The sequence below is a fragment of the Streptomyces sp. NPDC003042 genome, assembly GCF_053591315.1.
In genome coordinates this window covers 174,117-197,616 of record NZ_JBSFTP010000003.1, presented here as the reverse complement: position 1 = coordinate 197,616, position 23,500 = coordinate 174,117, and the positions used below count along the sequence as shown (strand labels likewise).

General features: G+C 71.8%; 22 protein-coding genes. 7 read left to right on the top strand and 15 right to left on the bottom strand.

Features of this window, described 5'->3' with window-relative positions:
- Positions 1 to 97 precede the first annotated feature (97 nt).
- From ACWDYJ_RS03260 to ACWDYJ_RS03235, 6 genes are all read left to right on the top strand, one after another.
- Positions 98 to 1,627 carry a helix-turn-helix domain-containing protein gene (locus ACWDYJ_RS03260; RefSeq protein ID WP_451563731.1) on the top strand — a complete coding sequence of 510 codons (1,530 nt, stop codon included), beginning with the start codon at positions 98 to 100 and terminating at the stop codon, positions 1,625 to 1,627.
- A 264-nt stretch (positions 1,628 to 1,891) separates the two neighbouring features.
- Positions 1,892 to 2,941, top strand: coding sequence for a PASTA domain-containing protein (locus ACWDYJ_RS03255; RefSeq protein ID WP_451563730.1), 1,050 nt, complete (start codon positions 1,892 to 1,894; stop codon positions 2,939 to 2,941).
- 168 nt (positions 2,942 to 3,109) lie between these two features.
- Entirely contained in the window at positions 3,110 to 3,376 is a 267-nt protein-coding gene (locus ACWDYJ_RS03250; RefSeq protein WP_451563729.1) for a hypothetical protein, read from the top strand.
- 21 nt (positions 3,377 to 3,397) lie between these two features.
- The gene (locus ACWDYJ_RS03245; RefSeq protein ID WP_451563728.1) at positions 3,398 to 3,889 is read left to right on the top strand and encodes an NUDIX domain-containing protein; all 492 of its coding nucleotides are present in this window, start codon (positions 3,398 to 3,400) and stop codon (positions 3,887 to 3,889) included.
- A 204-nt stretch (positions 3,890 to 4,093) separates the two neighbouring features.
- Positions 4,094 to 4,711, top strand: coding sequence for an excalibur calcium-binding domain-containing protein (locus ACWDYJ_RS03240; protein ID WP_451563727.1), 618 nt, complete (start codon positions 4,094 to 4,096; stop codon positions 4,709 to 4,711).
- Positions 4,712 to 4,819: 108 nt separating this feature from the next.
- The gene (locus ACWDYJ_RS03235) at positions 4,820 to 6,220 is read left to right on the top strand and encodes a cytochrome P450 (protein WP_451563726.1); all 1,401 of its coding nucleotides are present in this window, start codon (positions 4,820 to 4,822) and stop codon (positions 6,218 to 6,220) included.
- 14 nt (positions 6,221 to 6,234) lie between these two features.
- Here ACWDYJ_RS03235 and ACWDYJ_RS03230 read toward each other — a convergent pair whose 3' ends face one another.
- The 3 genes from ACWDYJ_RS03230 to ACWDYJ_RS03220 all read right to left on the bottom strand — a co-directional run bounded on the left by ACWDYJ_RS03230 (position 6,235) and on the right by ACWDYJ_RS03220 (position 8,887).
- Positions 6,235 to 6,462 (bottom strand): hypothetical protein, encoded by a 228-nt coding sequence (locus ACWDYJ_RS03230; protein WP_451563725.1) that lies wholly within the window; start codon positions 6,460 to 6,462, stop codon positions 6,235 to 6,237.
- Positions 6,463 to 6,714: 252 nt separating this feature from the next.
- Positions 6,715 to 7,275, bottom strand: coding sequence for a hypothetical protein (locus ACWDYJ_RS03225; protein ID WP_451563724.1), 561 nt, complete (start codon positions 7,273 to 7,275; stop codon positions 6,715 to 6,717).
- Between the two features lie 46 nt (positions 7,276 to 7,321).
- Positions 7,322 to 8,887 carry an MFS transporter gene (locus tag ACWDYJ_RS03220; protein WP_451563723.1) on the bottom strand — a complete coding sequence of 522 codons (1,566 nt, stop codon included), beginning with the start codon at positions 8,885 to 8,887 and terminating at the stop codon, positions 7,322 to 7,324.
- Positions 8,888 to 8,972: 85 nt separating this feature from the next.
- On the opposite strand from ACWDYJ_RS03220, the gene ACWDYJ_RS03215 reads away from it, so the two are divergent.
- Positions 8,973 to 11,045, top strand: a complete 2,073-nt coding sequence (locus tag ACWDYJ_RS03215) for a prolyl oligopeptidase family serine peptidase (RefSeq protein ID WP_451563722.1) — start codon at positions 8,973 to 8,975, stop codon at positions 11,043 to 11,045.
- 94 nt (positions 11,046 to 11,139) lie between these two features.
- Here the strand turns inward: ACWDYJ_RS03215 and ACWDYJ_RS03210 are convergent, their stop codons facing one another.
- The 12 genes from ACWDYJ_RS03210 to ACWDYJ_RS03155 all read right to left on the bottom strand — a co-directional run bounded on the left by ACWDYJ_RS03210 (position 11,140) and on the right by ACWDYJ_RS03155 (position 23,496).
- Complete coding sequence (locus ACWDYJ_RS03210; protein ID WP_451563721.1) at positions 11,140 to 12,123, bottom strand: ABC transporter ATP-binding protein; 984 nt, start codon at positions 12,121 to 12,123, stop codon at positions 11,140 to 11,142.
- Positions 12,120 to 13,115 carry an ABC transporter ATP-binding protein gene (locus ACWDYJ_RS03205; RefSeq protein WP_451563720.1) on the bottom strand — a complete coding sequence of 332 codons (996 nt, stop codon included), beginning with the start codon at positions 13,113 to 13,115 and terminating at the stop codon, positions 12,120 to 12,122. Before ACWDYJ_RS03205 ends, ACWDYJ_RS03210 begins: the two co-directional genes overlap by 4 nt.
- Positions 13,115 to 14,101 carry an ABC transporter permease gene (locus ACWDYJ_RS03200; protein ID WP_451563719.1) on the bottom strand — a complete coding sequence of 329 codons (987 nt, stop codon included), beginning with the start codon at positions 14,099 to 14,101 and terminating at the stop codon, positions 13,115 to 13,117. The genes ACWDYJ_RS03205 and ACWDYJ_RS03200 overlap by 1 nt, the downstream gene beginning before the upstream one ends.
- Positions 14,098 to 15,081: an ABC transporter permease gene (locus ACWDYJ_RS03195; protein ID WP_451563718.1), complete on the bottom strand. Its 984-nt coding sequence runs from the start codon at positions 15,079 to 15,081 to the stop codon at positions 14,098 to 14,100. Before ACWDYJ_RS03195 ends, ACWDYJ_RS03200 begins: the two co-directional genes overlap by 4 nt.
- Before the next feature lie 23 nt (positions 15,082 to 15,104).
- On the bottom strand, positions 15,105 to 16,850 hold the full coding sequence (locus ACWDYJ_RS03190) for an ABC transporter substrate-binding protein (RefSeq protein WP_451563717.1): 1,746 nt from the start codon (positions 16,848 to 16,850) through the stop codon (positions 15,105 to 15,107).
- Between the two features lie 173 nt (positions 16,851 to 17,023).
- Complete coding sequence (locus tag ACWDYJ_RS03185; RefSeq protein ID WP_451563716.1) at positions 17,024 to 17,740, bottom strand: GntR family transcriptional regulator; 717 nt, start codon at positions 17,738 to 17,740, stop codon at positions 17,024 to 17,026.
- 40 nt (positions 17,741 to 17,780) lie between these two features.
- Complete coding sequence (locus tag ACWDYJ_RS03180) at positions 17,781 to 18,749, bottom strand: ornithine cyclodeaminase family protein (protein ID WP_451563751.1); 969 nt, start codon at positions 18,747 to 18,749, stop codon at positions 17,781 to 17,783.
- A complete protein-coding gene (locus ACWDYJ_RS03175) occupies positions 18,749 to 19,768 on the bottom strand; it encodes a proline racemase family protein (RefSeq protein WP_451563715.1) in 1,020 nt (339 codons plus the stop codon). Before ACWDYJ_RS03175 ends, ACWDYJ_RS03180 begins: the two co-directional genes overlap by 1 nt.
- Positions 19,765 to 20,769, bottom strand: a complete 1,005-nt coding sequence (locus ACWDYJ_RS03170) for a proline racemase family protein (protein ID WP_451563750.1) — start codon at positions 20,767 to 20,769, stop codon at positions 19,765 to 19,767. Before ACWDYJ_RS03170 ends, ACWDYJ_RS03175 begins: the two co-directional genes overlap by 4 nt.
- A 35-nt stretch (positions 20,770 to 20,804) precedes the next feature.
- A complete protein-coding gene (locus ACWDYJ_RS03165) occupies positions 20,805 to 21,743 on the bottom strand; it encodes a dihydrodipicolinate synthase family protein (RefSeq protein WP_451563714.1) in 939 nt (312 codons plus the stop codon).
- 75 nt (positions 21,744 to 21,818) lie between these two features.
- Positions 21,819 to 23,204: an FAD/NAD(P)-dependent oxidoreductase gene (locus tag ACWDYJ_RS03160; RefSeq protein WP_451563713.1), complete on the bottom strand. Its 1,386-nt coding sequence runs from the start codon at positions 23,202 to 23,204 to the stop codon at positions 21,819 to 21,821.
- Entirely contained in the window at positions 23,185 to 23,496 is a 312-nt protein-coding gene (locus ACWDYJ_RS03155) for a (2Fe-2S)-binding protein (protein ID WP_451563712.1), read from the bottom strand. The genes ACWDYJ_RS03160 and ACWDYJ_RS03155 overlap by 20 nt, the downstream gene beginning before the upstream one ends.
- Positions 23,497 to 23,500: the final 4 nt, after the last annotated feature.

Here is a 23,500-nt window from a genome sequence, read left to right as displayed (position 1 = left end):
CGCCCAGACCCGGCGGGACATGTGAGCTGACGGTCGGTAACACCCGTCTGCCATACCCCCCGCGAGCCCCATCTCATATCTGAGATAGCGTGCACCCATGGCAGACGACTACCTCGTACGCATCGGCAAGCTCATCCGTGACGCCCGGCAGCACAGGGGCTGGACACAGAGTCAGCTCGCCGACGCACTCGGCACCAGCCAGAGCGCCGTGAACCGGATCGAGCGCGGCAATCAAAACATCAGCCTTGAGATGATCGCCCGAATCGGTGAAGCTCTCGACAGTGAGATCGTCTCTCTGGGCTACGCGGGACCGATGCACCTGCGTGTCGTCGGCGGCCGTCGGCTGTCCGGCGCCATCGACGTCAAGACGAGCAAGAACGCGTGCGTGGCACTGCTGTGCGCCACGCTCCTCAACAAGGGCCGTACGGTCCTGCGGCGCGTGGCCCGCATCGAGGAGGTCTACCGGCTCCTCGAGGTCCTGAACTCCATCGGTGTCCGCACCCGCTGGATCAACGACGGCGTCGACCTGGAGATCGTCCCGCCGGTCCGCCTCGACATGGACGCCATGGACGCGGACGCGGCCCGCCGGACCCGCAGCATCATCATGTTCCTGGGCCCCCTGCTGCACCGCATGGACAACTTCCGCCTGCCCTACGCCGGCGGCTGCGACCTCGGCACCCGCACCATCGAGCCGCACATGATCGCCCTGCGCCGCTTCGGCCTGGACATCACCGCGACCGAGGGCATCTACCACGCGCAGGTGGAAGCCGGCGTCTCCCCCGGCCGCCCGATCGTGCTGACGGAGCGCGGGGACACGGTCACGGAGAACGCCCTGCTGGCCGCGGCCCGCCACGACGGCGTCACGGTCATCCGCAACGCCTCCTCCAACTACATGGTCCAGGACCTCTGCTTCTTCCTGGAGGCGCTGGGCGTCGAGGTCGAGGGCGTCGGCACCACCACGCTCACCGTCCACGGCGTGCCCGTCATCGACGTGGACGTGGACTACTCCCCCTCCGAGGACCCGGTCGAGGCGATGAGCCTGCTGGCCGCCGCGGTGGTCACCGAGTCGGAGCTGACGATCCGCCGGGTGCCGATCGAGTTCATGGAGATCGAGCTCGCGGTGCTGGAGGAGATGGGCCTCGACCACGACCGCTCGACGGAGTACGTCGCCGACAACGGCCGCACCCGCCTGGTGGACCTGACGGTCCGCCCGTCCAAGCTCGAAGCGCCGATCGACAAGATCCACCCGATGCCCTTCCCCGGGCTGAACATCGACAACGTCCCCTTCTTCGCCGCCATCGCCGCCGTCGCGCAGGGCCAGACCCTGATCCACGACTGGGTGTACGACAACCGGGCCATCTACCTGACCGACCTCAACCGCCTCGGCGGCCGCCTCCAACTCCTGGACCCCCACCGCGTCCTGGTCGAGGGCCCCACCCGCTGGCGCGCCGCCGAAATGATGTGCCCCCCGGCCCTGCGCCCGGCGGTGGTCGTCCTCCTCGCCATGATGGCGGCCGAGGGCACCTCGGTCCTGCGCAACGTCTACGTCATCAACCGCGGCTACGAGGAACTCGCCGAGCGCCTCAACTCGGTCGGCGCCCAGATCGAGATCTTCCGCGACATCTAGAAGGCCGGGTAATTCGGCACGCGCAACGGTTGCGCGAGGCGGAGCCCGGTGGGCGTCAGGAATATTTTTCACAAGTCGAGGCCCCGTCACTCTTTTCGGAGAGGAGCGGGGCCTTTGGCGCTTTCGTCCGCACGGTCCGTGTCCCGCATCCGTGCGGCCTGCTCGGCCGCCGCGACCAGTTGGGCCCGTCCCGGGTGCGGTGCGGCCGGCCGCCGGCGGGGATGGTCCGGGGCAGGGTCGTCGGCTTGTAGGATCTGCGGGTTTTTGACCCTCACTCCTGGGGAGCCGTACGTGTACCCGCCGCCGCATCCTTACCCGCCCGCGACCGTGCGGCGCTGGTGGCAGCACCCCGTCCTGATCGTCGTCGCGCTGCTCACCTTCCCGCCGGCGGGCATCGTCCTGGCATGGGCGAGCCGTTGGAGCAGGACGCGGAAGATCGTCGCCACGGTGCTGGTCGTGCCGTGGTTCTTCGTGCTGCTCCTCTCGGATCCGCCGAAGAAGACCGGGGCCGACGCGAAGCCGCAGCCCGCCGTCACCACGACGGTCACGGTGACGCCCTCGAATCCGTCGGCGCCGAGTCCGGGTGCCGGCCCGGCCGAACCCCCTCCCGGCCTCGTCGGCAAGAACCTGAGGGAGGCCAAGGCCGCGGCCTCCGCCGCCGGGTACGGCACCATCTCGCACGACGCCGGACCGGACCGTGCCGGGCAGTGGGACGACGACAACTGGCGGGTCTGCTTCCAGGGCCCGGCAGCCTCCCGGGCCGGCCGGAAGCCCGTGCTGGACCTCGGCGTGGTCCGGGTGGAGTGGCCCTGTCCCGCCAAGGACGGCGACCCGATCCCGTACCCGAAGATGCCCGAGGTCGTCGGCATGACCTTCGCGAAGGCGTCCGAGACACTCCAGCCCATGGGGCTGCGGGCGATCGAACCGGAAAGCGCCTACACCGACGTCGACCTGCCCGACGGCGTGGACAGTTGGACCGTCTGCTTCCAGAGGCCGGAGGAGGGCGCGGAGATCAAGTACCCGAAGAACGAAACGGCGCGCCTCAAGCTCACCGCTCCGGGCACCTCCTGCCCGAAGGCCGAGTACAGCAGGCTGCGTCCCGTTCCGGCGCCGCCGAGCAGCGGGGACGACGAAGGCTCCGGCTCGTCCTCCGGCGGAGGTGGAGGCGCAGGTGCAGGTGCAGGCGGCTTCGGCGGGGTTCAGTACGGACGCTTCTGCTCGCCGGTCGGCGCCCGCGCCACCACCACCGGCGGCGGGCCCGCCAAGTGCTTCATGGGCAAAGACGGCAGAGCCCGCTGGGGCTACGGAAGTTGAGCCCGGAAGGCCCCCGCTGTGAGTGCCCGGCCAGGGGGGTTCCGGGGGAACGGGCGCGCTGATCCACAGTGGGGCGCTACCGTGTGTGACGGCGGTGTCACAGTGCAGTGTCACCGAGGAGGTTGCAATGTCGATGACACGCGTGGGCGTCCGCTGGGCGCGGCGACCGTGCTGGGGCTGGGGCTGAGCAGTTCATCGTACGCGGCGCCGGCCGCCGCCACTGCGGCCGCGGCCTCGCCCTCCAAGGACGACGGCAAGGGCGCGTTCGTCTCGCTGCGCGGCACGCGGATGTACGGGGACGGCTACGCGGTGGCCGTCGAGCCGGCCGAGTCGGCCGCGATCGCCCTGGCGGCGCAGCAGGACCGCTGGGCGGAGGCGGTCGCGGCGAATGTGCCGCAGTCTCCGTGCGACGACGTGACCGGGGATCCCGCGTAGGAAGCGGGGAGAGGAGTTCGGATGGCGAGCGACTGGCTTCCGCCGGCGGAGTACGTCAAGACCATTGCCCAGGCGACGAGTTACGCCTGCCTGTACTTCACCGATTCCGAGGGGCGGCCGGTGCAGTTGCGGGCCACCTACGCGTACGAGACGTGGCAGTGGCCGGGCGGGAACATGGACCCCGGGGAGACGCCCTGGCAGTGCGCCGTGCGGGAGTGCCTGGAGGAGACCGGGATGGTCTTCGAGGGGGACCCGAAGCTACTGGGGGCGCATTTCATCGGGCACCAGGGTGAGGCCTGGCCCGCGAACCACATCGGGTTCATCTTCGACGGCGGCACGCTCACCGACGAGCAGATCGGCGCGATCGTCCTGGATCCGTCGGAGCACAGCGAGCTTTGGGTCCACTCCATGGAGGAGTGGGAGCGGATGACGACCCCCAGGAACTTCGCCCGGCTCAAGGAGATCGACGCGGCGCGCAGGGACGGCAGGGTGGTGTGTCTCGAGACGCCCTAGCCGGTCCTGTCGTCGACGGGAAGCGCCGAGCCAGGCGCGACTGTGACGACAGGGGCAGGTGATGGCCTGTCTTGCCCGGGGAATATGACCCGAAACCCCTACCCGGGTGGACTGACACGCGTAGGCTGCGGCGGTTCCACACACCGTCTGTTGGTCTTGGGGGGATTCATGTTCCATCGTCGGGGCGTTGCCATAGCCGGCGCCGTGGGGGCCGTCGTATTGCTGGTGGCCGGTTGCGAGGACGGTGCGAAGCGGGGGGCCGACGGCAAGGCGAGTGCCGCCGCTTCGGCATCGCCGTCGGCGTCCGCCTCCGCGTCGGCGAGTGCGTCCGCGCAGTCGGTGATGCCCTCGGTCATCGGACAGAGGTTCACCGAGGCCGAGGCCGCCGTGAAGAAGGTCGTCAGTACGCCGGTCGAAGCGCACAGCGCGTACAGCGATGTCACACTGCCCCCGGACCACTCCCAGTGGGAGGTCTGCTTCCAGACCCCGGCCGCCGCCGGCCCGGTGACGGCCACCACCGCCGTCGAGCTGTCGCTCACCGCGCCCGGTACGCCGTGCCCGGACCGGGCGGGAGCCACCCTGCGGCCTTCGAAGGCCCCGGCGCCGGCCCCGACCCCGACCACGGCCCAGCCGAAGGCCACGCCCGCGCCCGTGAGCGGTGGCAGCACGTCCACCACCGGCGGCACGGGGGGCGGCGGCAGCGTGTACTACAAGAACTGCGACGCCGCGAAGGCCGCCGGCGCGGCGCCCATCCGCCGGGGCCAGCCCGGCTACCGGGACGCCCTCGACCGCGACAAGGACGGCATCGCCTGCGACAAATAGCCCCGCCCGCCGCCGACGTCGGTTTTCGGCCGGACGGCTCATGGCCCTCGCCGCCCGCGGCGGGGCCCGGCACAATCGGGTCATCGGTACGGTGTCCAGGGGGCGGTCATGGCAGTGGAAACAGGGACGGAAACAGGCGTGGGTACGGAGATTCCCGGCCTGGAGGGGGTCCCGCTGCTCGGATCGCTCTTCGACCTGAAATCGGACTCGCTCGGCACGTATCTGCGGGCCCAGCAACGGCACGGTGACGTCGTACGGATCACGGCCGGCCCGCCCGGGCTGCGCGCCGAGCTGTACTGCGTCTTCTCGGCGGAGGGCGCCCAGCGGGTACTGGCCACGGATTCGGCCAACTTCCGCAAGGACAACCCCTTCTACCAGGAGGTCCGGGACTCCTTCGGCAACGGCCTGCTGACCAGCCAGGACGAGGACTACCTGCGTCAGCGCCGGCTGGTCCAGCCCCTGTTCACCCGGAGGCGGGTGGACGGCTACGCCGCGGCCGTGGCGGCCGAGACGGAGGCCACCACGGCCGCCTGGGGGAAGGCCGCGGACGGGATCGTCGACGTCTCCGACGAGATGATGCGCCTTGCTCTGCGCGCCGTGGCCCGGATCCTCTTCGGCACCGACGTGGAGGCGACCGTCGATGTCGTCGACCGGTGTTTTCCGGTCATCACGGAGTACGTGCTGCGCCGCGGCTACTCCCCCGCCAACATCCCGCGCAGCTGGCCGACGCCCGCCAACCGGCGGGCCGCCGCGGCGATGGACGAGCTGTACGCCGTCTGCGACAAGATCATCTCGGAGCGGCGACGCGGGGCGGGCGCGGCGGAGGGCGAGCACGACGGCGAGGACCTGCTGACGATGCTCGCCGCCGCGCAGAGCGCGGACGACGACGCCTTCGACGCCACCGAACTGCGCGACCAGGTACTGATCTTCCTGCTCGCCGGGCACGAGACGACGGCCACGTCCCTGGCCTTCGCCCTGCACCTGCTCGGCCGTCACCCCGAGGAGCAGGCCCGGGCGCGCGAGGAGATCGTGCGCGTGCTGGGCGACCGTACGCCGCAGGCCGCCGACCTCGACCGTCTCCCGTACCTGACCCAGGTGCTCAAGGAGGCCATGCGGCTCTACCCGGCCGCCCCGGTGATCGGCCGCAAGGCCGTGGCCGCCACCAGGATCGGGGAGCACACCATCCCCGCGGGCGCCGACGTGATCATCGCCCCCTGGGTGACGCACCGCCACCCCGCCTACTGGAGCGAGCCGGACCGTTTCGACCCCGACCGGTTCACCGCGGAGGCGGAGGCAGCCCGCCCCCGCTACGCCTGGTTCCCCTTCGGGGGCGGCCCGCGCGCCTGCATCGGGCAGCACTTCTCCATGCTGGAGTCCGTGATCGCGCTGGCGATGATCCTGCGCACCTACGAGTTCGAGGCCGTGGACACGGAGATCCCGGTCAGCGCGGGCATCACCCTGCGGACGGCGGGTCCCTCGCGCTGCCGGATCCGCCGCGTGGACGCGTAGCCGCCGTCCGGTCATCATGGGCCGATGGCCGAGGAGATTCCGGCCCGTTTGTGCCCGTACGCACGCCGCCCACCGCGCGTGCGCCTGCCCGGCTCTCCGGCCCCGAGCGGCTGCGGAGCCGACTGGGCCGGTTCTTCGTCGTCCGCTTCCTGACGGCCCTGCCCGACGACCTGGCCGACGCGGTGGGCGCGCTGCTCGACCCGTTCGAACGGGTGGCCCGACTGGCCGGGCGGGTCTGCCACGGGCCCGCCCCCGCGCGGCGGCTGGGGCAGCGAGGCCGGGCGGCTCGCCCTCGCCCCGTACGGCTTCCACTGGACCCACTGGCGCGCCCCTACGTCGCCACGTGCGCCCGGCGGCCCGTCACCCGCCTCCGGCGGGGCCGGGCACGCGTGGACCCGGCCTTCGCGGACGGATCGTGGCCGGCCCCGCGGGCCGACCCCCACGCCGACGGAGCCAGACTGCGCGCGGCCCTTTCGCAGCTCGGCGCGGGCGATCTAGCGGTAGTCGTCGGGGTGGCCCTGCATCCAGGTGTTGATCTTGTCGCGGGTGCCGATCAGCGACGTCTGGTGCTTCTTCAGGTTCTCGAACGACCGGTCGCCGGCCAGTTCCTTGTCGAGCTTCGCGATCAGGGCGATCGGCTCCGGGAAGTGGCCCGGGCCCTTGGCGTCCGCCTTCATCGCGCGGTCCATCCGGTGGAGTTCGTCGTAGACCCGCCCGAGGAAGTAGGCGCAGTTGCCCGGGGTGCACGAGTCGTTCAGCGTGGCCTGGAGGCCGGCGAACGCGTCCCGGACCTTCTCGGCCGGCAGCTCGGTGGAGGTGGCCGCGGCGCTCGGGAGGCTCGGGGCCGGGGACGGCTCGGTACCGGGCGCGGTGGCGCTCGGGGCGGCGGACGCGGCGGATGCGGAGGGTACGGAGGGTGGTGCGGAGGGTGCGGCGGAGGTCGATGCCGCCGACTGGGGCTTCGGTTCCGCGTTCTCCGTGCAGGACACGGTGAAGGCGGCCAGGGCAACGGTCACGACCGTGGCCGCCGCACCTCGCATGGTGGATCTGATCATGGTGGATCTGGACACTGGTTCCCCCCGGTTCGGTGATCATCCGACCCTACCGGCCCGTGCCCTTCCGGACGGGCGCCGGGGTGTGGTTGCCCTGGAGACGCGCGAGGTCCGACGGGCGGACCTGGATGGCGAAGAGCGCGATCACCGCGCCGACCAGGGTGAACAGGGCCGCCACGATGAAGGCCGCGCTCACGCCGGAGGTCAGCACCTGATCGCCCCACGGGTCCGGGAGCTGCCCGGTGCGCGCGAAGAACGCCCTCTCCTGCGGGTTCGCCGTCCGCAGGAAGGCCGGCACCTGCGTGTGCGCCTCTTTGCGGCTGGCGGTGCCGAAGACGGTGACCAGGATGGACAGGCCGAGCGAACCGCCGACCTGCTGCATCGTGTTGAGCAGGCCGGAGGCGGCGCCCGATTCGCGGTCGGGCACGTTCGACAGGGCCATGAGGGTGAGCGAGACGAACTGCAGGCCCATGCCGGTGCTGAAGACGAGCATCGGGCCGAGGATGCTGCCCGCGTACGTCGAGTGGATGTCGGTCTGCGTCAACCAGGCCAGTCCGGCCGCGCAGCACAGTGCGCCGGTGACCATGAAGGGCTTGGGCCCGTACTTCGGCAGCAGTTGCGAGGCGACACCGGCCGCCACCGCGATCATGGCGCTGACCGGCAGGAAGGCGAGGCCCGCCCGGAGCGGGCTGAAGCCGAGGACGTTCTGCACGAACAGCGTCAGGAAGAAGAACATGCCGAAGATCGCGCACGCGAGGAACAGCATGATCCCGTACGTGCCGGCCCGGTTGCGGTCGGCGAACATGTGCAGTGGGGTGATCGGTTGCGGCGAGCGCCGCTCGTTGAAGACGAACAGGGCGAGCAGGACCACGGCGGCTCCGAAGGAGCCGAGCGTGAGCCCGTCCCGCCAGCCTTCCTGGGACGCGCGGATGAAGCCGTAGACGAGCGCGACCATGCCGCAGGTGCCGAGCAGCGCGCCCGTGAAGTCGAAGTGCCCGGGGTGGCGTTCGGACTCGCGCAGGACCTTCGCGGCGAGCAGGGCGATCAGCACGGCGATGGGGACGTTCACGAAGAGCACCCAGCGCCAGTCGAGCCATTCGACGAGCATGCCGCCCGCGAGGAGGCCGATCGCGCCGCCGCCGGCCGAGACGGCGGCGAAGACGCCGAAGGCCCTGTTGCGTGCGGGGCCTTCGCGGAAGGTGGTGGTGATCAGCGCGAGCGAGGTCGGGGAGGCGATGGCGCCGCCCACTCCCTGGAGGGCGCGGGCGGCCATCAGCTGGCCCGCGTTCTGGGCGAATCCGCCCAGCAGTGAGGCGAGGCCGAAGAGCAGGACGCCGAAGATGAAGACGCGCCGCCGACCGAGGATGTCGCCGGTGCGGCCGCCGAGGAGAAGCAGCCCGCCGAAAGTGAGTGTGTAGGCGTTGACGACCCAGGAGAGGCTCTCGGTGGAGAAGTCGAGTGCGGTCTGGATGTGCGGCAACGCGATGTTCACGATGGTGATGTCGAGCACGACCATGAGCTGGCACGAGGCGATGACGAACAGCGCGAGCCCGTTTCCGCTGCCTCGAAGCTTGCCCTCGGTTCCGTTTCTGGTCGGCGATGCGTTCCCGTCCACCCTCTCGACGCTAAGCCCGGGGCTCTGGGGTCACCACTCGAATGGGCTAGGAGATGTGACATTTCACATGTCACACTGTGGGATCATGGATGACTTTCTGAGGCTCTCCGCAAGCACGGCCCGGTTCACCTACGGCGCCCCGCGCGCCTTGTCCTTCGGGGACGAGGGCCGCCTCCTCTGGTTCCTGCGATCGACCGGGCCGACCGACGCCCTCGAGAGCCTGTGGGTCCTCGACACGGCCTCCGGCGCCGAGACCCGGCTTGCCGACCCTCGCGTGCTGTGCCCCGAGCCCGGCGAGCTGCCCGTCGCCGAGCGCCGACTGCGCGAGCGCATACGCCTCACCGCCGCCGGGATCGGCTCGTACGCGCTCTCCGGGGACGGGCGCGTCGCCGTCTTCCCGCTCTACGGGCGGCTTTACAGCGTCACATGTGATGGTGCAGGCCGACCGGTCGGACAACAGCCCGTGGAACTCCCGGCCGCCGGGCCCGCCCTTGATCCGCGCCCCAACGTCGACGGCTCGCGCACCGCGTACGTCACGGACGACGCCCTGTACGTCACTCCAGGCGGCCGGGTCAGCCCGGCCGACGGGGCCCGCTGGGGACTCGCCGAGTTCGCCGCCGCCGAGGAACTCGGCCGCGCCCGGGGCCACTGGTGGTCCCCGGACGGGGTCACTCTGCTCGCCGCCCGCGTGGACGAGAGCGCCCTGCCCCGGCGCTGGTTCGCCGACCCGGCGCACCCGGAGCTCCCGGCCGAGGACTTCGCGTACCCCGAGGCGGGCGGGCCCAACGCCGGGGTCGAGCTGTGGGTGCTGCGCGAGGACGGGACCCGACTGCGGCTCGACTGGGACGCCGAGACCTACCCGTACGTCTCCGACGCGGGCTGGGAGTCCGCCGAGGAGATCCTGCTGACCGTTCAGGACCGGCTACAGCGCAATGTCGTACTGCTCCGCGCCGACCCGGCGACCGGCCGTACGACGGAGCTGTCCCGCACCACGCACCCCCAGTGGGTGGACCCGCTCGTCCCCGGCACCCCGGCGCGGCTGCCCGACGGGCGGATGCTGACCGCCGCCGACACCCCCGGCGGGGCCGCCCGCGCCCTCGCGGTGGACGGCGAACTGCTCACCGGCGACGGCGTCCAGGTCCGCCGGGTGGCCGGCGTGCACGACGGCCTGCTGCTGATCGAGGCCGGGCAGCGCGACCCCGCCGAGCAGCAGGTGCTGCTGCTGGACCCCGCGACCGGGGAGCTGACCCCGCTCGCCGACGGGCCCGGCGTCCACAGCGTGCGGGCCTCGGCCGGTGCGCTGCTGCTGACCTCGGCCGACGCCGACGGGATCCGGCGTACCGTACGCACCGCCGAGGGACGGGAGTACAGCCCGGCCGACCTGTCCGAGCCGCTGCCCTACCGGGTCGTCCCCGTCCTGGAGCGTGTCACCGAGCACGGTGTACCCACCGCCCTCGTGCTTCCGCGCGGCCATGTCCCCGGCCGCCGGCTGCCGGTGCTGGTGGACGGCTACGGCGGACCCGGATACCAGGACGTCAGCGCCGAGCCCCGCCGCTGGCAGGCCAAGCAGTGGTGGGCGGACCAGGGCTTCGCGGTGGTCACCATCGACAACCGGGGCACCCCGTACGTCTCGCCCGCCTTCACCCACGCCATGTACCGCGGCTTCTCCGAGGTCACCCTGGAGGACCAGGTCGCGGCGCTCCAGGCGCTCGGAGCACGCCACCAGGACCTGGACCTCGGCAGGGTCGGCGTACGCGGGTGGTCCTACGGCGGCTACCTGTCGGCGCTGGCCGTACTGCGCCGCCCGGACGTCTTCCACGCGGCGGCGGCCGGGGCGGCGCCGACCGACTTCCGGCACTACGACACGGCGTACACCGAGCGCTATCTGGGCCTGCCCCAGGAGCACCCCGAGGTGTACGAGCGGGACTCCCTGATCGCCGACGCACCGAAGCTCGTCCGGCCGCTGATGCTGACCACGGGCCTGGCCGACGACAATGTCCACCCGTCCCACACGCTGCGCCTGTCCCGGGCGCTGACGGACGCGGGCCGCCCGCACCAGCTCCTCGCCCTGCCCGGTGTCACGCACATGTCCCCGGGCGGGACCCGGGAGAAGGTCATGGCGCTGGAACTGGAGTTCTTCCGCCGCGAACTGGCCTGAGCCGCGCGGCACGGGAAGGGGCTCCGGGGACGCCATTGTCTCCGGAGCCCCTCTTCTTTCCCCGAATCCCCGTCAGTCTCCGGGGCGTCTTCGCCTACACCAGGTGACATGCCACCTCACGCGACGCGACGGTCCGCAGCAGCGGCCGCTCGGTGCGGCAGATCTCCTGTGCCATGGCGCAGCGCGGGTGGAAGGTGCAGCCCGGTGGCGGTGCGGCCGGGCTCGGCGGGTCGCCGAGCAGCACGATCCGCTCGCGCCGCCGCTCCGCCGCCGGGTCGGGCAGCGGGACGGCGGACAACAGCGCCCGGGTGTAGGGGTGCTGGGGGTTCTCGTAGAGGGACCTCTTGTCCCCGATCTCGACGATCCGGCCGAGGTACATGACCGCGACCCGGTCGCTGACCCGTTTGACCACCGACAGGTCGTGCGCGATGAAGACGTAGGCCAGGCCCAGTTCGGCGCGCAGCCGCTCCATCAGGTTGACGATCTGCGCCTGGACGGAGACGTCTAGGGCGGAGACCGGCTCGTCGGCGATCACCAGCCGGGGGCTGGTGGCCAGCGACCGGGCGATGCCGATGCGCTGCGCCTGGCCGCCGGAGAACTCGTGCGGGTAGCGGTCGATGTGCTCGGGGATCAGCCCGACCAGTTCCATCAGCTGGGCGGCCCGGCGACGGGCGTCGGTCGCGCTCCAGCCCTGTACCAGCAGCGGGTCAGAGATGATGCGGGCCACGGTCTGGCGGGGGTTGAGGGAGGAGTGCGGGTCCTGGAAGACCATCTGGATGTTCTTGCGCAGCGGGCGCAGGGCGCCCTGGGACATCCGGCTGATGTCCTTGCCCTCGAAGGCGACGCTGCCGGAGGTGGGTTCCAGGAGCCGCACCAGCATCCGGCCGGTGGTGGACTTGCCGCAGCCGGACTCGCCGACCAGACCGAGGGTCTGACCGGCCGCCAGGTCGAAGGAGACGCCGTCCACGGCGCGTACGGGCGCCCCCCGGCGCCCGGCCGCCGACCGCTTGCCGGGAAAGGTCATGGTCAAGTCACGGACGGAGAGCAACGGTTGTGCGGTCTCGACGGACTCGGTCATCTGGCGGCCTCCTCGGCGCTGCGGGCTCCGGCGAAGTGGCAGGCGACCGTACGCGCGGGCCCGTCACCGTACGGCTGCTGCTGCGGCCGTACGTCGTCGCAGGGCTCGGCCGCCCTTGGGCAGCGGGGGGCGAACGCGCAGCCCGGGGCGGGTGCGAGCAGTGAGGGCGGGGAGCCCGGGATGAAGGCCAGTGGTTCGTCGTCGGGGGTGTCGAGTCGGGGCAGCGAGTCGAGCAGGCCCTGGGTGTAGGGGTGGGCGGGGTCGGCGAACAGCTCGTCGACCGGGGCTTGTTCGGCGGCCCGGCCCCCGTACATGACCAGCACCTCGTGGGCCACGCGGGCCACCACACCCAGGTCATGGGTGATCATCACGACGCCGAGGCCGCGCTCCTGCTGGAGGCGGGCGATCAGCTCCAGGATCTGCGCCTGCACGGTGACGTCGAGGGCGGTGGTCGGCTCGTCGGCGATCAGCAGTTCGGGTTCGCAGGCCAGGGCCATGGCGATCATCGCGCGCTGGCGCATGCCGCCGGAGAACTGGTGCGGGTACTCCCCCGCCCGGCGGGCCGGTTCGGGGATGCCGACCTCGCCGAGCATCTCGACGGCCCGTTTGCGCGCGGCGGCCCGGCCGGCCTTGAAGTGCACCCGGAAGTGCTCGGCGATCTGCTCGCCGACCGTGTAGTAGGGGTGCAGGCTGCTGAGCGGGTCCTGGAAGATCATGGCCATGGTGCGGCCGCGGATCTTGGACAGCTCTTTTTCGCCGAGGCCGGTGAGTTCCCGTCCGGCGAGGGCGACCGAGCCGCTGACCTCGGCCCCGTCGCGGTGCAGGCCCATGACGGCGAGGGAGGTGACGGACTTCCCGGAGCCGGATTCGCCGACGATGCCGAGGGTGCGGCCGGCCTCGACGGTGAATCCGATCGAGTCGACGGCGCGCACGGTGCCACGTGGTGTGGTGAATGTGACACGTAGATCGCGTACTTCGAGCAGGGCGGCCATCAGTACCTCACCCTCGGGTCGATGACGGCGTACAGGAGGTCGACGGCGAGGTTGGCGACGACGATGAAGAAGGCGGCGAGGAGGGTGACGCCGAGCACCACGGGCTGGTCGGCGCTGACGAGTGCGCCGTAGAACAGCCGGCCGATGCCAGGCAGGCCGAAGATGGATTCGGTGATGACGGCGCCCGCGAGGAGCCCGCCGAGGTCCATGCCGAAGATGGTGAGGATCGGGGTCATCCCGGAGCGCAGTCCGTGTTTGACGACGACCGTGCGCTCGGGCATGCCCTTGGCGCGGGCGGTGCGGATGTACGGCTCGGCCATCGCCTCGATCATCGAACCGCGGCTCTGGCGCGCGTACATGGCGGCGTACAGCAGGGCGAGGGCGGTCCAGGGCAGCAGGAGGTTGGCGGCCCAGGCGAGCGGGTTGTCGGTGAAGGCCTGGTAGGTGGGGTAGGGCAGGAGGCCCGCGATGCGGATGACTCCGTAGATGAGCATGACGGAGGTGAAGTAGACGGGCAGGGAGGCGGCGGCGACCGCGCCGACCATCAGGGCCTTGTCGGTGGCGGTGTCCTTGCGCAGGGCGGCGGTGACTCCGGCGCCGAGGCCGAGGACGAGCCACAGCGCGGCGGCGCCGACGGCGAGGGAGGCGGAGACGGGGAGCCGGTCCATCAGCAGGTCCCACACGGGCAGGGAGTTCTCGTACGAGTAACCGAGGCAGGGAAAGTCACATGTGACGGCGTACTGTCCCGTGCCAAGGGTGCGCCCGGTGAAGATGCCGGTGAGGAAGTCGCCGAACTGTCGCCACAGGGGCTGGTCGAGGCCCAGGTAGACCCGTACGTCGGCGAGCCGTTCGGCGCTGCAGGTCTTGCCGCAGGCCGCGGCGGCCGGGTCCGAGGGCAGGACGTAGAAGATCAGGAAGGTGACGGCGGCGATGGCGAGCAGCACTCCGGCCAGGGCGAGCAGCCGGCGGGCGAGGTAGAGGATCACGTACGGCCGCCCCTCGGGTCGAGGATGTCGCGCAGTGCGTCACCGAGCAAGGTGAAAGCGAGCACGGCCAGGAAGAGGAAGAAGCTCGGGATGACGAAGTACATGGGGTCGGTCTCGTAGAAGGCGACGGACTCGGCGATCATCTGGCCCCAGGACGGGGTGGGCGGGCGGACGCCGACGCCGAGGTAGCTGAGCGCCGCCTCGGTGCTGATCATGCCGGGGATGAGCAGGGTGGTGTAGGCGATGACCGGGCCTGAGACGCCGGGGAGGATGTCGCGGGTCAGGATCCTCCAGGAGCCGGCGCCGCCGACGCGGGCGGCGTCCACGTACTCGCGGTGTTTGAGGGAGAGCGTCTGGCCGCGGACGACGCGGGCCACGCCGGGCCAGCCGAAGACGCCGATGACGGCGGTCATGAGGACGATCCGGTTGACGTCCTTGGCCACCGACAGCATCGCGATCATGAAGATCAGCGAGGGGAAGGACATGGTCAGGTCCATCAGCCGGGACAGGACGGCGTCGACGCGGCCGCCGAAGTAGCCGGCCGCGATGCCGGCGGAGGTGCCCACGAGCACCACGATGGCGGTCGCGGCGAAGGCGATGAGGAGGGAGACCTGCGCGCCGTGGACGACGCGGGCGAACAGGTCGCGGCCGGTGACGGGTTCGACGCCGAGCCAGTGGTCGGGGCTGATCCCGCCGAACGGGCCGAGCGGCAGCCCCCCGAGGTAGGGGTCGACGGCGGTCTTGTCGAACTCCTGCGGTGACCAGCCGCCGAGCGCGCCCAGCCAGGGCGCGGCGATGGCCATGAGGACGAAGAGCAGGACGACGCAGAGGCTGACACGGACGGCGGGGCGGCGGCGCAGTTCGCGCCGGGCGAGCTGCCAGGGGCTGCTGCCCGGGAGGACGTCCTTGGCCGGTGCGCCGTCCCCGGCCGCTTCGTGGGCGGCGCCCGGTTCGGCGGCGTCCGGTGCGGTGGTGGTCATGATGTCGAAGGCCTCCGGCTTCCTCAGCCCTGGCTCTTCGACGGGTCCTTGAGGCCTACGGTCCCGTAGTCGATGGTGCCGGTCCACATGGGGTGGCCGTACGCACCGGCGATGTTGGGGCCGACGAGGAGCGGCTTGCGCTCCAGCAGGACGGGGACGGACGGGGACTTGGCCATGATGGCCGCGTCGAGTTCGATCCAGGCCTGGTTGGCCTGCGTCGCGTCGGCCATGGCGCTGATCTCGTCGATCCGCTTCATGGTCGCCTCGTCGCGGAACTGGCTGTAGTTGCCCTGGTTGCCCTTCTCCTTGATGGTGCGTCCGTCGAAGACGAAGGGGATCCAGGTGGAGCCGGAGGGGTAGTCGGGGCACCAGCCGGCCAGGGTCATGTCGGGGGTGGTGGAAATGTCACCGATGACGTCGTAGTACGCGCCCGGGTCGACGGTGTCGATGACGACCTCGATGCCCACGCGGGCCAGGCCCTGCTGGATGGCCTCCGCCTTGCCCTTGTCGCCGGTGGAGACGGAGAGGGAGACCTTCAGCTTCTCCTTGCCGGCGGCCTTCAGGAGCTCCTTGGCCTTGGCGGGGTCCCCCGCCGGGGCGATCTTGAGGGTGTCGGCCTGCTTGCCTCCGGACAGGGCGGGAGGCAGGTAGGCGGTGGCGACCTCGTTGAGGGCCGGGCCGCCGCCCGCGGTGACCACGGCCTCCTTGTCGACGGCGTACTGCATGGCCTCGCGGACCTTGGGGTCGTCGAAGGGGGCGCGGGAGTTGTTCAGGTGGAGCATCTCGGTACAGCCCTGGGACTCCGCGAGGAACCGCGCCTTGACGTCGGGCTTGGGCAGCACTTTGGGGGCGCTCTCCGGCCGCATGTCGAAGTACTGGACGGCGGAGGCGTCCGCGCCCTCGCCGGCGATGATGCGGTCGTCGATCTGACCGCCCTTGAGGCCCATGACCACGACGAACTTGTCCGGGTACGCCTTACGCACGGTGTCGGTCTTCGGGTCCCAGTGCTCGTTTCGGACGAGCACGAGCTTCTTGTCGCGGTCGTACGTCTCGATCTTGTACGGGCCGGAGGAGAAGGGGCGGGCGTCGTACTGGGTGCCCTTCTCCTGCGACTGGGGGACGGGCGCGAAGGTCGGCAGGGTGGCGGTCGCGGAAAACTCGGCCACCGGGCGCTTGAGTTCGAAGACGATCGTGCGGTCGTCGGGGGTCTTGACCGAGTCGAGGTGCTTGCCCTGGAGGGGACCCTTGTAGCCGTCCGCTCCGGCCAGGTACTGGGCCGCGTAGTCGGCGCCGCCGGTGAGGTCGGGCGCGAAGGAGCGCTCGACGTTGTACTTGATGTCCTGGGCCTTGATGGGCGACCCGTCCTCGTACTTCACGCCTTCCTTGAGGGTGAAGGTCCAGGTGCGGCCGCCGTTGGAGGGGGTGCCGAGGTCGGTGGCGAGATCGGGGACCAGTTCGCTGCCGGCCTTGCCGGGCTCGGCCTTGAAGGTGACGAGCGTGCGGTAGAGCAGCCGGGTGCCGAAGTCCATCGCCGGCATGACCCAGTTGCGGGCCGGGTCGAGGTGGGCGAAGTCCTGGTTGGACAGGACCGTGAGCGTGCCGCCCCTGACCGGAGTGCCACCGAGGGTCTTGCCGTCGTTGGCGGCGGCGGGATTCGAGGCGGAGGGACCGGCCCCCGTGCCCTTCCCGGTGTCGGAGCAGCCCGAGGCGCCGAGTGCGAGAGCTGCCACCACGGCGGTAGCGAGGGCGAGTTGGGTGCGCTTGGTCATGGGTCACTCCAGTGAAGGGCCGCGCTTTAGGGTGTGACCGGTAACATAGTAATGTGAAATTGTACTGACAAGGGGTTGGCACCGCTGTTACCCAGCCGTGTCCAAAACGCTTCAGATGAACGCGAGTTGGGGCCCGGATCGGCGATCCGGGCCCCAACTCACCACCGCGTGCGTCAGACCGTGTACTTGGAACCCAGCACGGGTTCGTCGCTCCACGGGGGCTCGTCACGACCCCGCGCCCACAAGGAGCGCACATGCCCGAGATGACGTGTCAGGCAGGCCTGCGCACCCGGGGTGTCGTGCTCCAGCAGCAGGTCGAGCAGTTCGAGGTGCTCCTGCGCGGACGCGACCAGCAGGCCGGCCGCGTCCAGCCCGGTCAGCCCGTAGAGCCGCGAGCGCTTGCGCAGTTCACCGACGGTCTCCACCAGCCGCTCGTTGCCCGCGAGGCCGAGCAGGGTGAGGTGGAAGCGGCGGTCGGCTTCCAGATAGCCGATGAGATTGTGCTCGCGCGCGTTGACGACGATCTCCTCGGCGATCGGCCGCAACGCCTCCAGCTTCTCCCGCGGGGCGATCTGGGCGATGACACCGATGGTGGGCACCTCGATCAGCTGGCGCAGTTCGGCGTACTGGTCCAGGTCGCGCTCGCTGACTTCGGTGATCCGGAAACCCTTGTTCCGGACCGGCTCGACCAGGCCTTCGCGGGCCAGGTCGAGCATCGCCTCGCGCACCGGCGTCGCGGAGACTCCGAGTTCGGCTGCCAGCCCCGGTGCCGAGTAGACGTTCCCGGGGCGCAGCTCACCCGCTATCAGGGCTGCTCGGAGGGCATGACCGACCTGGTCGCGGAGCCGTTCCTGGGCCTTGATGAGACTGTGCTGCTTCAGGTCACCCATAGCATTTCCTCCGAAAATCGCAGAGGAACAGCGTACAATGTCACGTTGCGCTGCTCGCCCCGGCGGCCTGGAACAATGCGACCGCCACGGCAAGATCCTCCCAGGCCATCCCGACGCTCTTGAAGACCTGTGGACAACTTGGCGCCCCCCTCATCGGCATTCGTCCGGCGACCAGGTCAGAGAGGGTGCCGGTGATATGACCGGGCCCGATCACCGCCGAGCTACCGCTGGGGGTCCCAGCCTCCGTCTCCGGCAGCAACAGATCCCCCGCCTCGCGCAGCGCCGCCGCGCGCGACTCCACGTACACGGCCGCGCGCCGCACGAGGGCGGTGTCCAGCTCACGGGCGTCCGGTTCGTGCGAGCCGACCGCCACGACCGTGGCCGCCTGGCCGACGAGGCGCCCGTCGAAGAGCGGCTCCCGGGCCGTGGTGCAGCAGATCACCAGGTCGGCGTCGGCCACGTCCTCGGGTGCACCGGTCACGGTGGACAGGCCGAGACCGCGGGCGTGCGCGACGAGCTTCTCGGCGCCCGCCGGGTCGCGGGCCACGATCACCGCTTCGGCCAGTTCCCGTACGGCGAGCACCGCTTCCAGGTGCCCGTACGCCTGCGGCCCGGACCCGAAGAGCACCAGCCGCAGCGGGCGCCCGGCGGGGGCCAGGTAGCGCAGCGCCAGGGCGGACACGGCCGGAGTACGCAGGGCGGTCAGGGCCGCGCCGTCGAGGAGGACCAGCGGGCGCAGGGTGGGACCGTCGAGGAGGAGATAACTGCCGGTGATCCGGGGCAGTCCGCGTGCCGGGTTGCCCGGCGCGACCCCGGCGATCTTCACCCCGGCGTACGTCCCGGAGGCGGCCGGCATCAGCAGCAGCTCGCCGCCGGGCACGGCCAGGGCGGTCCGCTGCGGGCAGGTCTCCGGATCCAGCCCGGCCCGCAGGGCCTCGGCCAGGGCGTCGGCCGTCCGGGCCGGGGTGAGGAGCGCGGCCATCTCCTGGGCCCCGAGTTGAGGGAACATCACCACGGGAATCCCGCGCCGAGGGCGTCGAACGGGTCGACGGTGAAGGTGTGTTCGCCGGTGCGGTACGTCGTACCGGTGACCTCCGTGACCCCGTCCGCCAGGATCCGGCCGGTGAAGACCGTGCCCACGACCGATTCGTGCAGGAGGTCCTCGCCCGCGCCGACCCGCCCGTCCTCGGCCAGCAGTGCGAGCCGGGCCGAGGTGCCGGAGCCGCAGGGCGAGCGGTCGATCTGCCCGTCGGCGAACACGGTGACGTTGCGCTGGTGCGGGCCGAAGGGGGTGTCCGGCAACTCTTCGTAGAGCGTCACACCGTACACACCGGAGAACAATGGTCCGTCGGGATGCCAGGTCGCGGGGTGGGTGGCCAGCGCGGCTCTGATCTCCTGCCCGGCCCGCACCAGAGCGGGCAGCGCCGCGCGGGAGACCTCCAGCCCGAGGTCCCGCGCCGCGACCGAGGCGTAACAGGCCCCGGCGTGCGCGATGTCCGCCTCCGCCATGCCGAACGTGGTGGCCACCGGGACCTTGCGGGCCCCGACCCGGGCGGGGACGCCCCGGAAGGTGACGCCGGTGGTGCGGCCCGCGTCCCGGTGGACGGTGGCACCGACCCGGCCCGACGGTACGTCGATGCGCACCTGGACGTCCCCCTCGTCGGGGGCCGCGACCCGCCCGGTGTCCACGGCCCAGGCTCCGAGGGCCATGGTGCCGTGGCCGCAGGCGGTGGAGTAGCCGTCCTTGTGCCAGAACAGCACCCCGAAGTGGGCCCCGTCGTCGTCCGGGGGCACGACGAACCCGCCGTACATCCCGGCGTGTCCGCGCGGCTCCTGCACCAGCAGGCGCCGTACGTCGTCCAGCGCGCCGCGGCGCGGCGCCGTCCCGGAGCCCCCCGGTCCGATGGCGGTGGCGCAGCGCTCGGAGACGGTGTCGCCGGGGGCGGGGGCGATCGCGTCGGAGGTGAGGTCGACGATCCGGAACGGCTCGCCGGCGGTGTGGTAGTCGGTGGTCCGTACGGACGTCACAGCAGGAACCCTCCGGGGAAGGGGTCGGTCGGGTCGAGGAAGTACTGGGCGGTCCCGGTGATCCACGCCCGCCCGGTGACGGTGGGGACGACGGCCGGGAGCCCGCCGACGGTGGTCTCCTCGATCAGGCGGCCGGTGAATTCGGTGCCGATGAACGACTCGTTGACGAAGTCGGCGCCGAGGGGCAGGAGTCCCCGGGCGTGCAGCTGGGCCATCCGCGCGCTGGTGCCCGTACCGCAGGGTGAGCGGTCGAACCAGCCGGGGTGGATGGCCATGGCGTGCCGGGAGCGGTGCGCGTCGGAGCCGGGGGCGGCGAGGTAGACGTGCTTGAGCCCGGCGATGGAGGGGTTCTCGGGGTGGACGGGGCGGTCGCCGGAGGCGTTGACGGCGTCCATGACGGCGAGTCCGGCGGTGAGCAGCTCCTGCTGGTGGGAGCGGTCGAAGGGGAGGCCGAGGTCTTCGAGTTCGACGAAGGCGTAGAAGTTACCGCCATATGCCATGTCATAGGTGACCGTGCCATAGCCGGGTACATCGGCCTTCAGGCCGAGCCCGACGCAGAAGGCGGGGACATTGGTGAGGGTGGCGGCGGTGGCCGCGCCGTCCTCGACCCGCACGTCCACGCTCACCAGGCCGGCCGGGGTGTCGAGCCGGACCGTGGTGACCGGCTCGACGGCGGGGACCATGCCGGTCTCGACCAGGACGGTGGCCACCCCGATCGTGCCGTGCCCGCACATGGGCAGCAGGCCCGAAACCTCGATGTAGAGCACGCCGGCGTCGGCGTCGGGCCTGGTGGGGGGTTGCAGGATGGCGCCGCTCATCGCGGAGTGGCCGCGCGGCTCGTACATGAGCAGGGTGCGGACGTGGTCCATGTGCTCGATGAAGTGCAGCCGCTTCTCGGCCATGGTGGCGCCGGGTATCACCCCGACCCCGCCGGTGATCACCCGGGTCGGCATGCCCTCGGTGTGCGAGTCCACCGCGTGGTAGATGTGGCGCGTGCGCATCATGTCCCCCCAATGGGCGATGAGTTGAGGCTTGGCTACTTGTGGCCCTCGGCGAGGGCCTTCTCGGTGGCGGCGCGCACGGCGGCCTCGGTCTCCCCCGTGAGCGGGAAGCGCGGCGGGCGGGTCCCGCCGCCGGGGCGGCCGGCGAGGTCCATGGACAGTTTGATGGCCTGGACGAACTCCGTCTTGGAGTCCCAGCGCAGCAGGGAGTGCAGGGACTTGTAGAGCGGCAGGGCGGTGGCGAGGTCTCCGGCGACGGCGGCCCGGTAGAGGGTGGCGCAGGAGGCCGGAAGCGCGTTGGGGTAGCCGGCGATCCAGCCGACGGCTCCGGCGAGGGCGAGTTCGAGGAGGACGTCGTCGGCGCCGATGAGCAGGTCGAGACCGGGGGCGAGTTCGGCGATCTCATAGGCGCGGCGGACGTCCCCGCTGAACTCCTTGACGGCGACGATGCTGCCGTCGGCGTGCAGGCGGGCGAGCAGGGCCGGGGTCAGGTCGACCTTGGTGTCGATGGGGTTGTTGTACGCGACGACGGGCAGCCCGGCGCGGGCGACCTCGGCGTAGTGGGCGCGTACGGCCTCCTCGTCGGCGCGGTAGGCGTTGGGGGGCAGCAGGAGTACGGAGCCCGCTCCGGCCTCGGCGGCCTGGTCGGCCCAGCGGCGGGACTCGGCGCTGCCGTACGCGGCCACGCCGGGCATGACGCGGGAGCCGTCCCCGGCGGCCTCGACCGCGGTACGGACGACCCGGGCCCGCTCCTCGTCGGTCAGCGTCTGGTACTCCCCGAGGGAGCCGTTGGGGACGACGCCGTCACAGCCGGCCTCGATCAGCCAGGCCACGTGTTCGGCGTAGGCGTCGTGGTCGACGGTGAGGTCCTCGCGCAGCGGGAGGGTGGTGGCGACCATGATTCCGCGCCAGGGGTGGGTGCGGGTGTCGTGGCCGGCGGTGTGGCGGGGCGCGGGGGTGGGCGCGTGGGACATGGATGACTCCCTAATGTGGTGTGTGACATTTTACTAGCGGGTGTGACATGGCCACAAGGGCCCAGGGCCGACCGATCAGCCGCTCTCGGAAGGGAGTTCGGCGAGGTGGCGCAGAGGCACCGGACAGGACAGCGGACGCCGGTCCGGCGCCGGTTCCCCACCCGCCAGGGCGGCGACGGCCGGGCCGCACATCCGGCCCTGGCACCAGCCCATCCCGGCCCGGGTGAGCAGTTTGACCGTACGGGCGTCCCGCGCCCCGAGCTCCTCGACCGCCTCGCGGATCCGGCCGGCCGGTACCTCCTCGCACCGGCACACGTCCGTCTCGTCCCGCAGCCAGCCGGTCCAGCCGGCTCCGGGCCGGTGGGCGGCGGCCATCGCGTCGGCGAAGGCCCGCAGCCGGGTGCGGGCCCGCACGAGCGGGGCCGGGGCGGGCCGCCCGGCGATGACATGGGCGGCGATCTCCCCCTCGGTCAGGGCGAGTTGCGCCCCGCCGACACCGCCCGTCTCCCCGGCGGACCAGATGCCGGTCACGGAGGTGCGCTGCTCGTCGTCCAGGGTGAGGGCGACCGTACCGTCGGGGGCCCGGCGGGTGGCGCAGCCGAGGCCGGTGGCCAGTTCCAGCTGCGGCACGAGCCCGTGGCCGACGGCGAGCGCGTCGCAGGGGATCCGGCGGGCGGTGCCGGGCAGCGGACGCCAGTCCCGGTCGAGCCGGGCCACGGTGACGGCCTCGACCCGTTCGCTGCCGTGGGCCTCGGTCACTGCGTGCCGGGTGAGCAGCCGGATGCGGTGGCGCAGCAGGGCGCCGCCGTACGTGGCGCCTTCGGCGAGCTTGGCGGGGTTGCGCAGCAGGGCGGGGGCCTTGGCGGCGTACGCGGTGTACGCGCCAGCCTCGGCCACGGCCGGCACGGTGGCCCCGGCGGCGGCGAGGGAGCCGGCCACGGCGAGCAGCAGCGGGCCGCTGCCGGCGGCGACGATCCGGCGGCCGGGCAGGACGAGGCCGCCCTTGAGCATGGCCTGGGCCCCGCCGGCCCCGATCACGCCGGGCAGCGTCCAGCCGGGGAAGGGCAGTTGGCGCTCGTAGGCCCCGGTGGCGAGCAGGACGGCGCGGGCGTGGACGCTCGCCGCGGCCTCCTCGGGACCGGCGACGGCGTGCAGGGTCCAGGCTTCGCCCCGCGGGACCACCGTCCAGACGTGGTGGAAGGGCAGGTACGCGATCCGCCCGGCCGACTCGTGCGCGCGCAGGGCGGCTTCACGGGTGGCGAAGGCCCGCCAGTCGTGGTGCAGTGCCTGCGGGCGGGCGGCGCCGAGGCAGGACGCGGGGTGGCGGTAGTACTGCCCGCCGGGCCGCTCCCCCGCGTCCAGTACGGTCACCCGCAGTCCGAGGCCGGCGGCCGTGACGGCGGCGGCCAGCCCGGCCGGGCCCGCGCCCACGACAGCGAGGTCATACGGCGAGGTCGGCATGTCCGGTCCCCTCCTGGGTGGTGACGGAGTCCCCGGGGCGGGCGGGAACGAGACAGGCGCGCTGGTTGGGGCGGCCGTTGACGGTGACGAGGCAGTCGTAGCAGACCCCGATCCCGCAGAACGCCCCGCGGGGGGCGCCGCCGTCGCGGGTGGTCCGCCAGGCGAGGATCCCGGCGCCCCACAGCACGGCGGCGATGCTCTGGCCCGCCTGCGCGGGGAGGTCGCGGCCGTCGAACGCGACGGGGAAGGTGGCCGTGGGGGCTCCGCCGACCAGTGAGCGGGGGCTGCGCATCAGG

Coding starts and splice junctions, on each gene's coding strand:
- ACWDYJ_RS03245 (WP_451563728.1), top strand. CDS start 3,398: ATGGCGAGCGACTGGCTTCCGCCGGCGGAGTACGTCAAGACCATTGCC.
- ACWDYJ_RS03160 (WP_451563713.1), bottom strand. CDS start 23,204: ATGCCGACCTCGCCGTATGACCTCGCTGTCGTGGGCGCGGGCCCGGCC.
- ACWDYJ_RS03235 (WP_451563726.1), top strand. CDS start 4,820: ATGGCAGTGGAAACAGGGACGGAAACAGGCGTGGGTACGGAGATTCCC.
- ACWDYJ_RS03215 (WP_451563722.1), top strand. CDS start 8,973: ATGGATGACTTTCTGAGGCTCTCCGCAAGCACGGCCCGGTTCACCTAC.
- ACWDYJ_RS03190 (WP_451563717.1), bottom strand. CDS start 16,850: ATGACCAAGCGCACCCAACTCGCCCTCGCTACCGCCGTGGTGGCAGCT.
- ACWDYJ_RS03225 (WP_451563724.1), bottom strand. CDS start 7,275: ATGATCAGATCCACCATGCGAGGTGCGGCGGCCACGGTCGTGACCGTT.
- ACWDYJ_RS03185 (WP_451563716.1), bottom strand. CDS start 17,740: ATGGGTGACCTGAAGCAGCACAGTCTCATCAAGGCCCAGGAACGGCTC.
- ACWDYJ_RS03210 (WP_451563721.1), bottom strand. CDS start 12,123: ATGACCGAGTCCGTCGAGACCGCACAACCGTTGCTCTCCGTCCGTGAC.
- ACWDYJ_RS03205 (WP_451563720.1), bottom strand. CDS start 13,115: ATGGCCGCCCTGCTCGAAGTACGCGATCTACGTGTCACATTCACCACA.
- ACWDYJ_RS03155 (WP_451563712.1), bottom strand. CDS start 23,496: ATGCGCAGCCCCCGCTCACTGGTCGGCGGAGCCCCCACGGCCACCTTC.
- ACWDYJ_RS03170 (WP_451563750.1), bottom strand. CDS start 20,769: ATGCGCACGCGCCACATCTACCACGCGGTGGACTCGCACACCGAGGGC.
- ACWDYJ_RS03165 (WP_451563714.1), bottom strand. CDS start 21,743: ATGTCCCACGCGCCCACCCCCGCGCCCCGCCACACCGCCGGCCACGAC.
- ACWDYJ_RS03260 (WP_451563731.1), top strand. CDS start 98: ATGGCAGACGACTACCTCGTACGCATCGGCAAGCTCATCCGTGACGCC.
- ACWDYJ_RS03195 (WP_451563718.1), bottom strand. CDS start 15,081: ATGACCACCACCGCACCGGACGCCGCCGAACCGGGCGCCGCCCACGAA.
- ACWDYJ_RS03180 (WP_451563751.1), bottom strand. CDS start 18,749: ATGTTCCCTCAACTCGGGGCCCAGGAGATGGCCGCGCTCCTCACCCCG.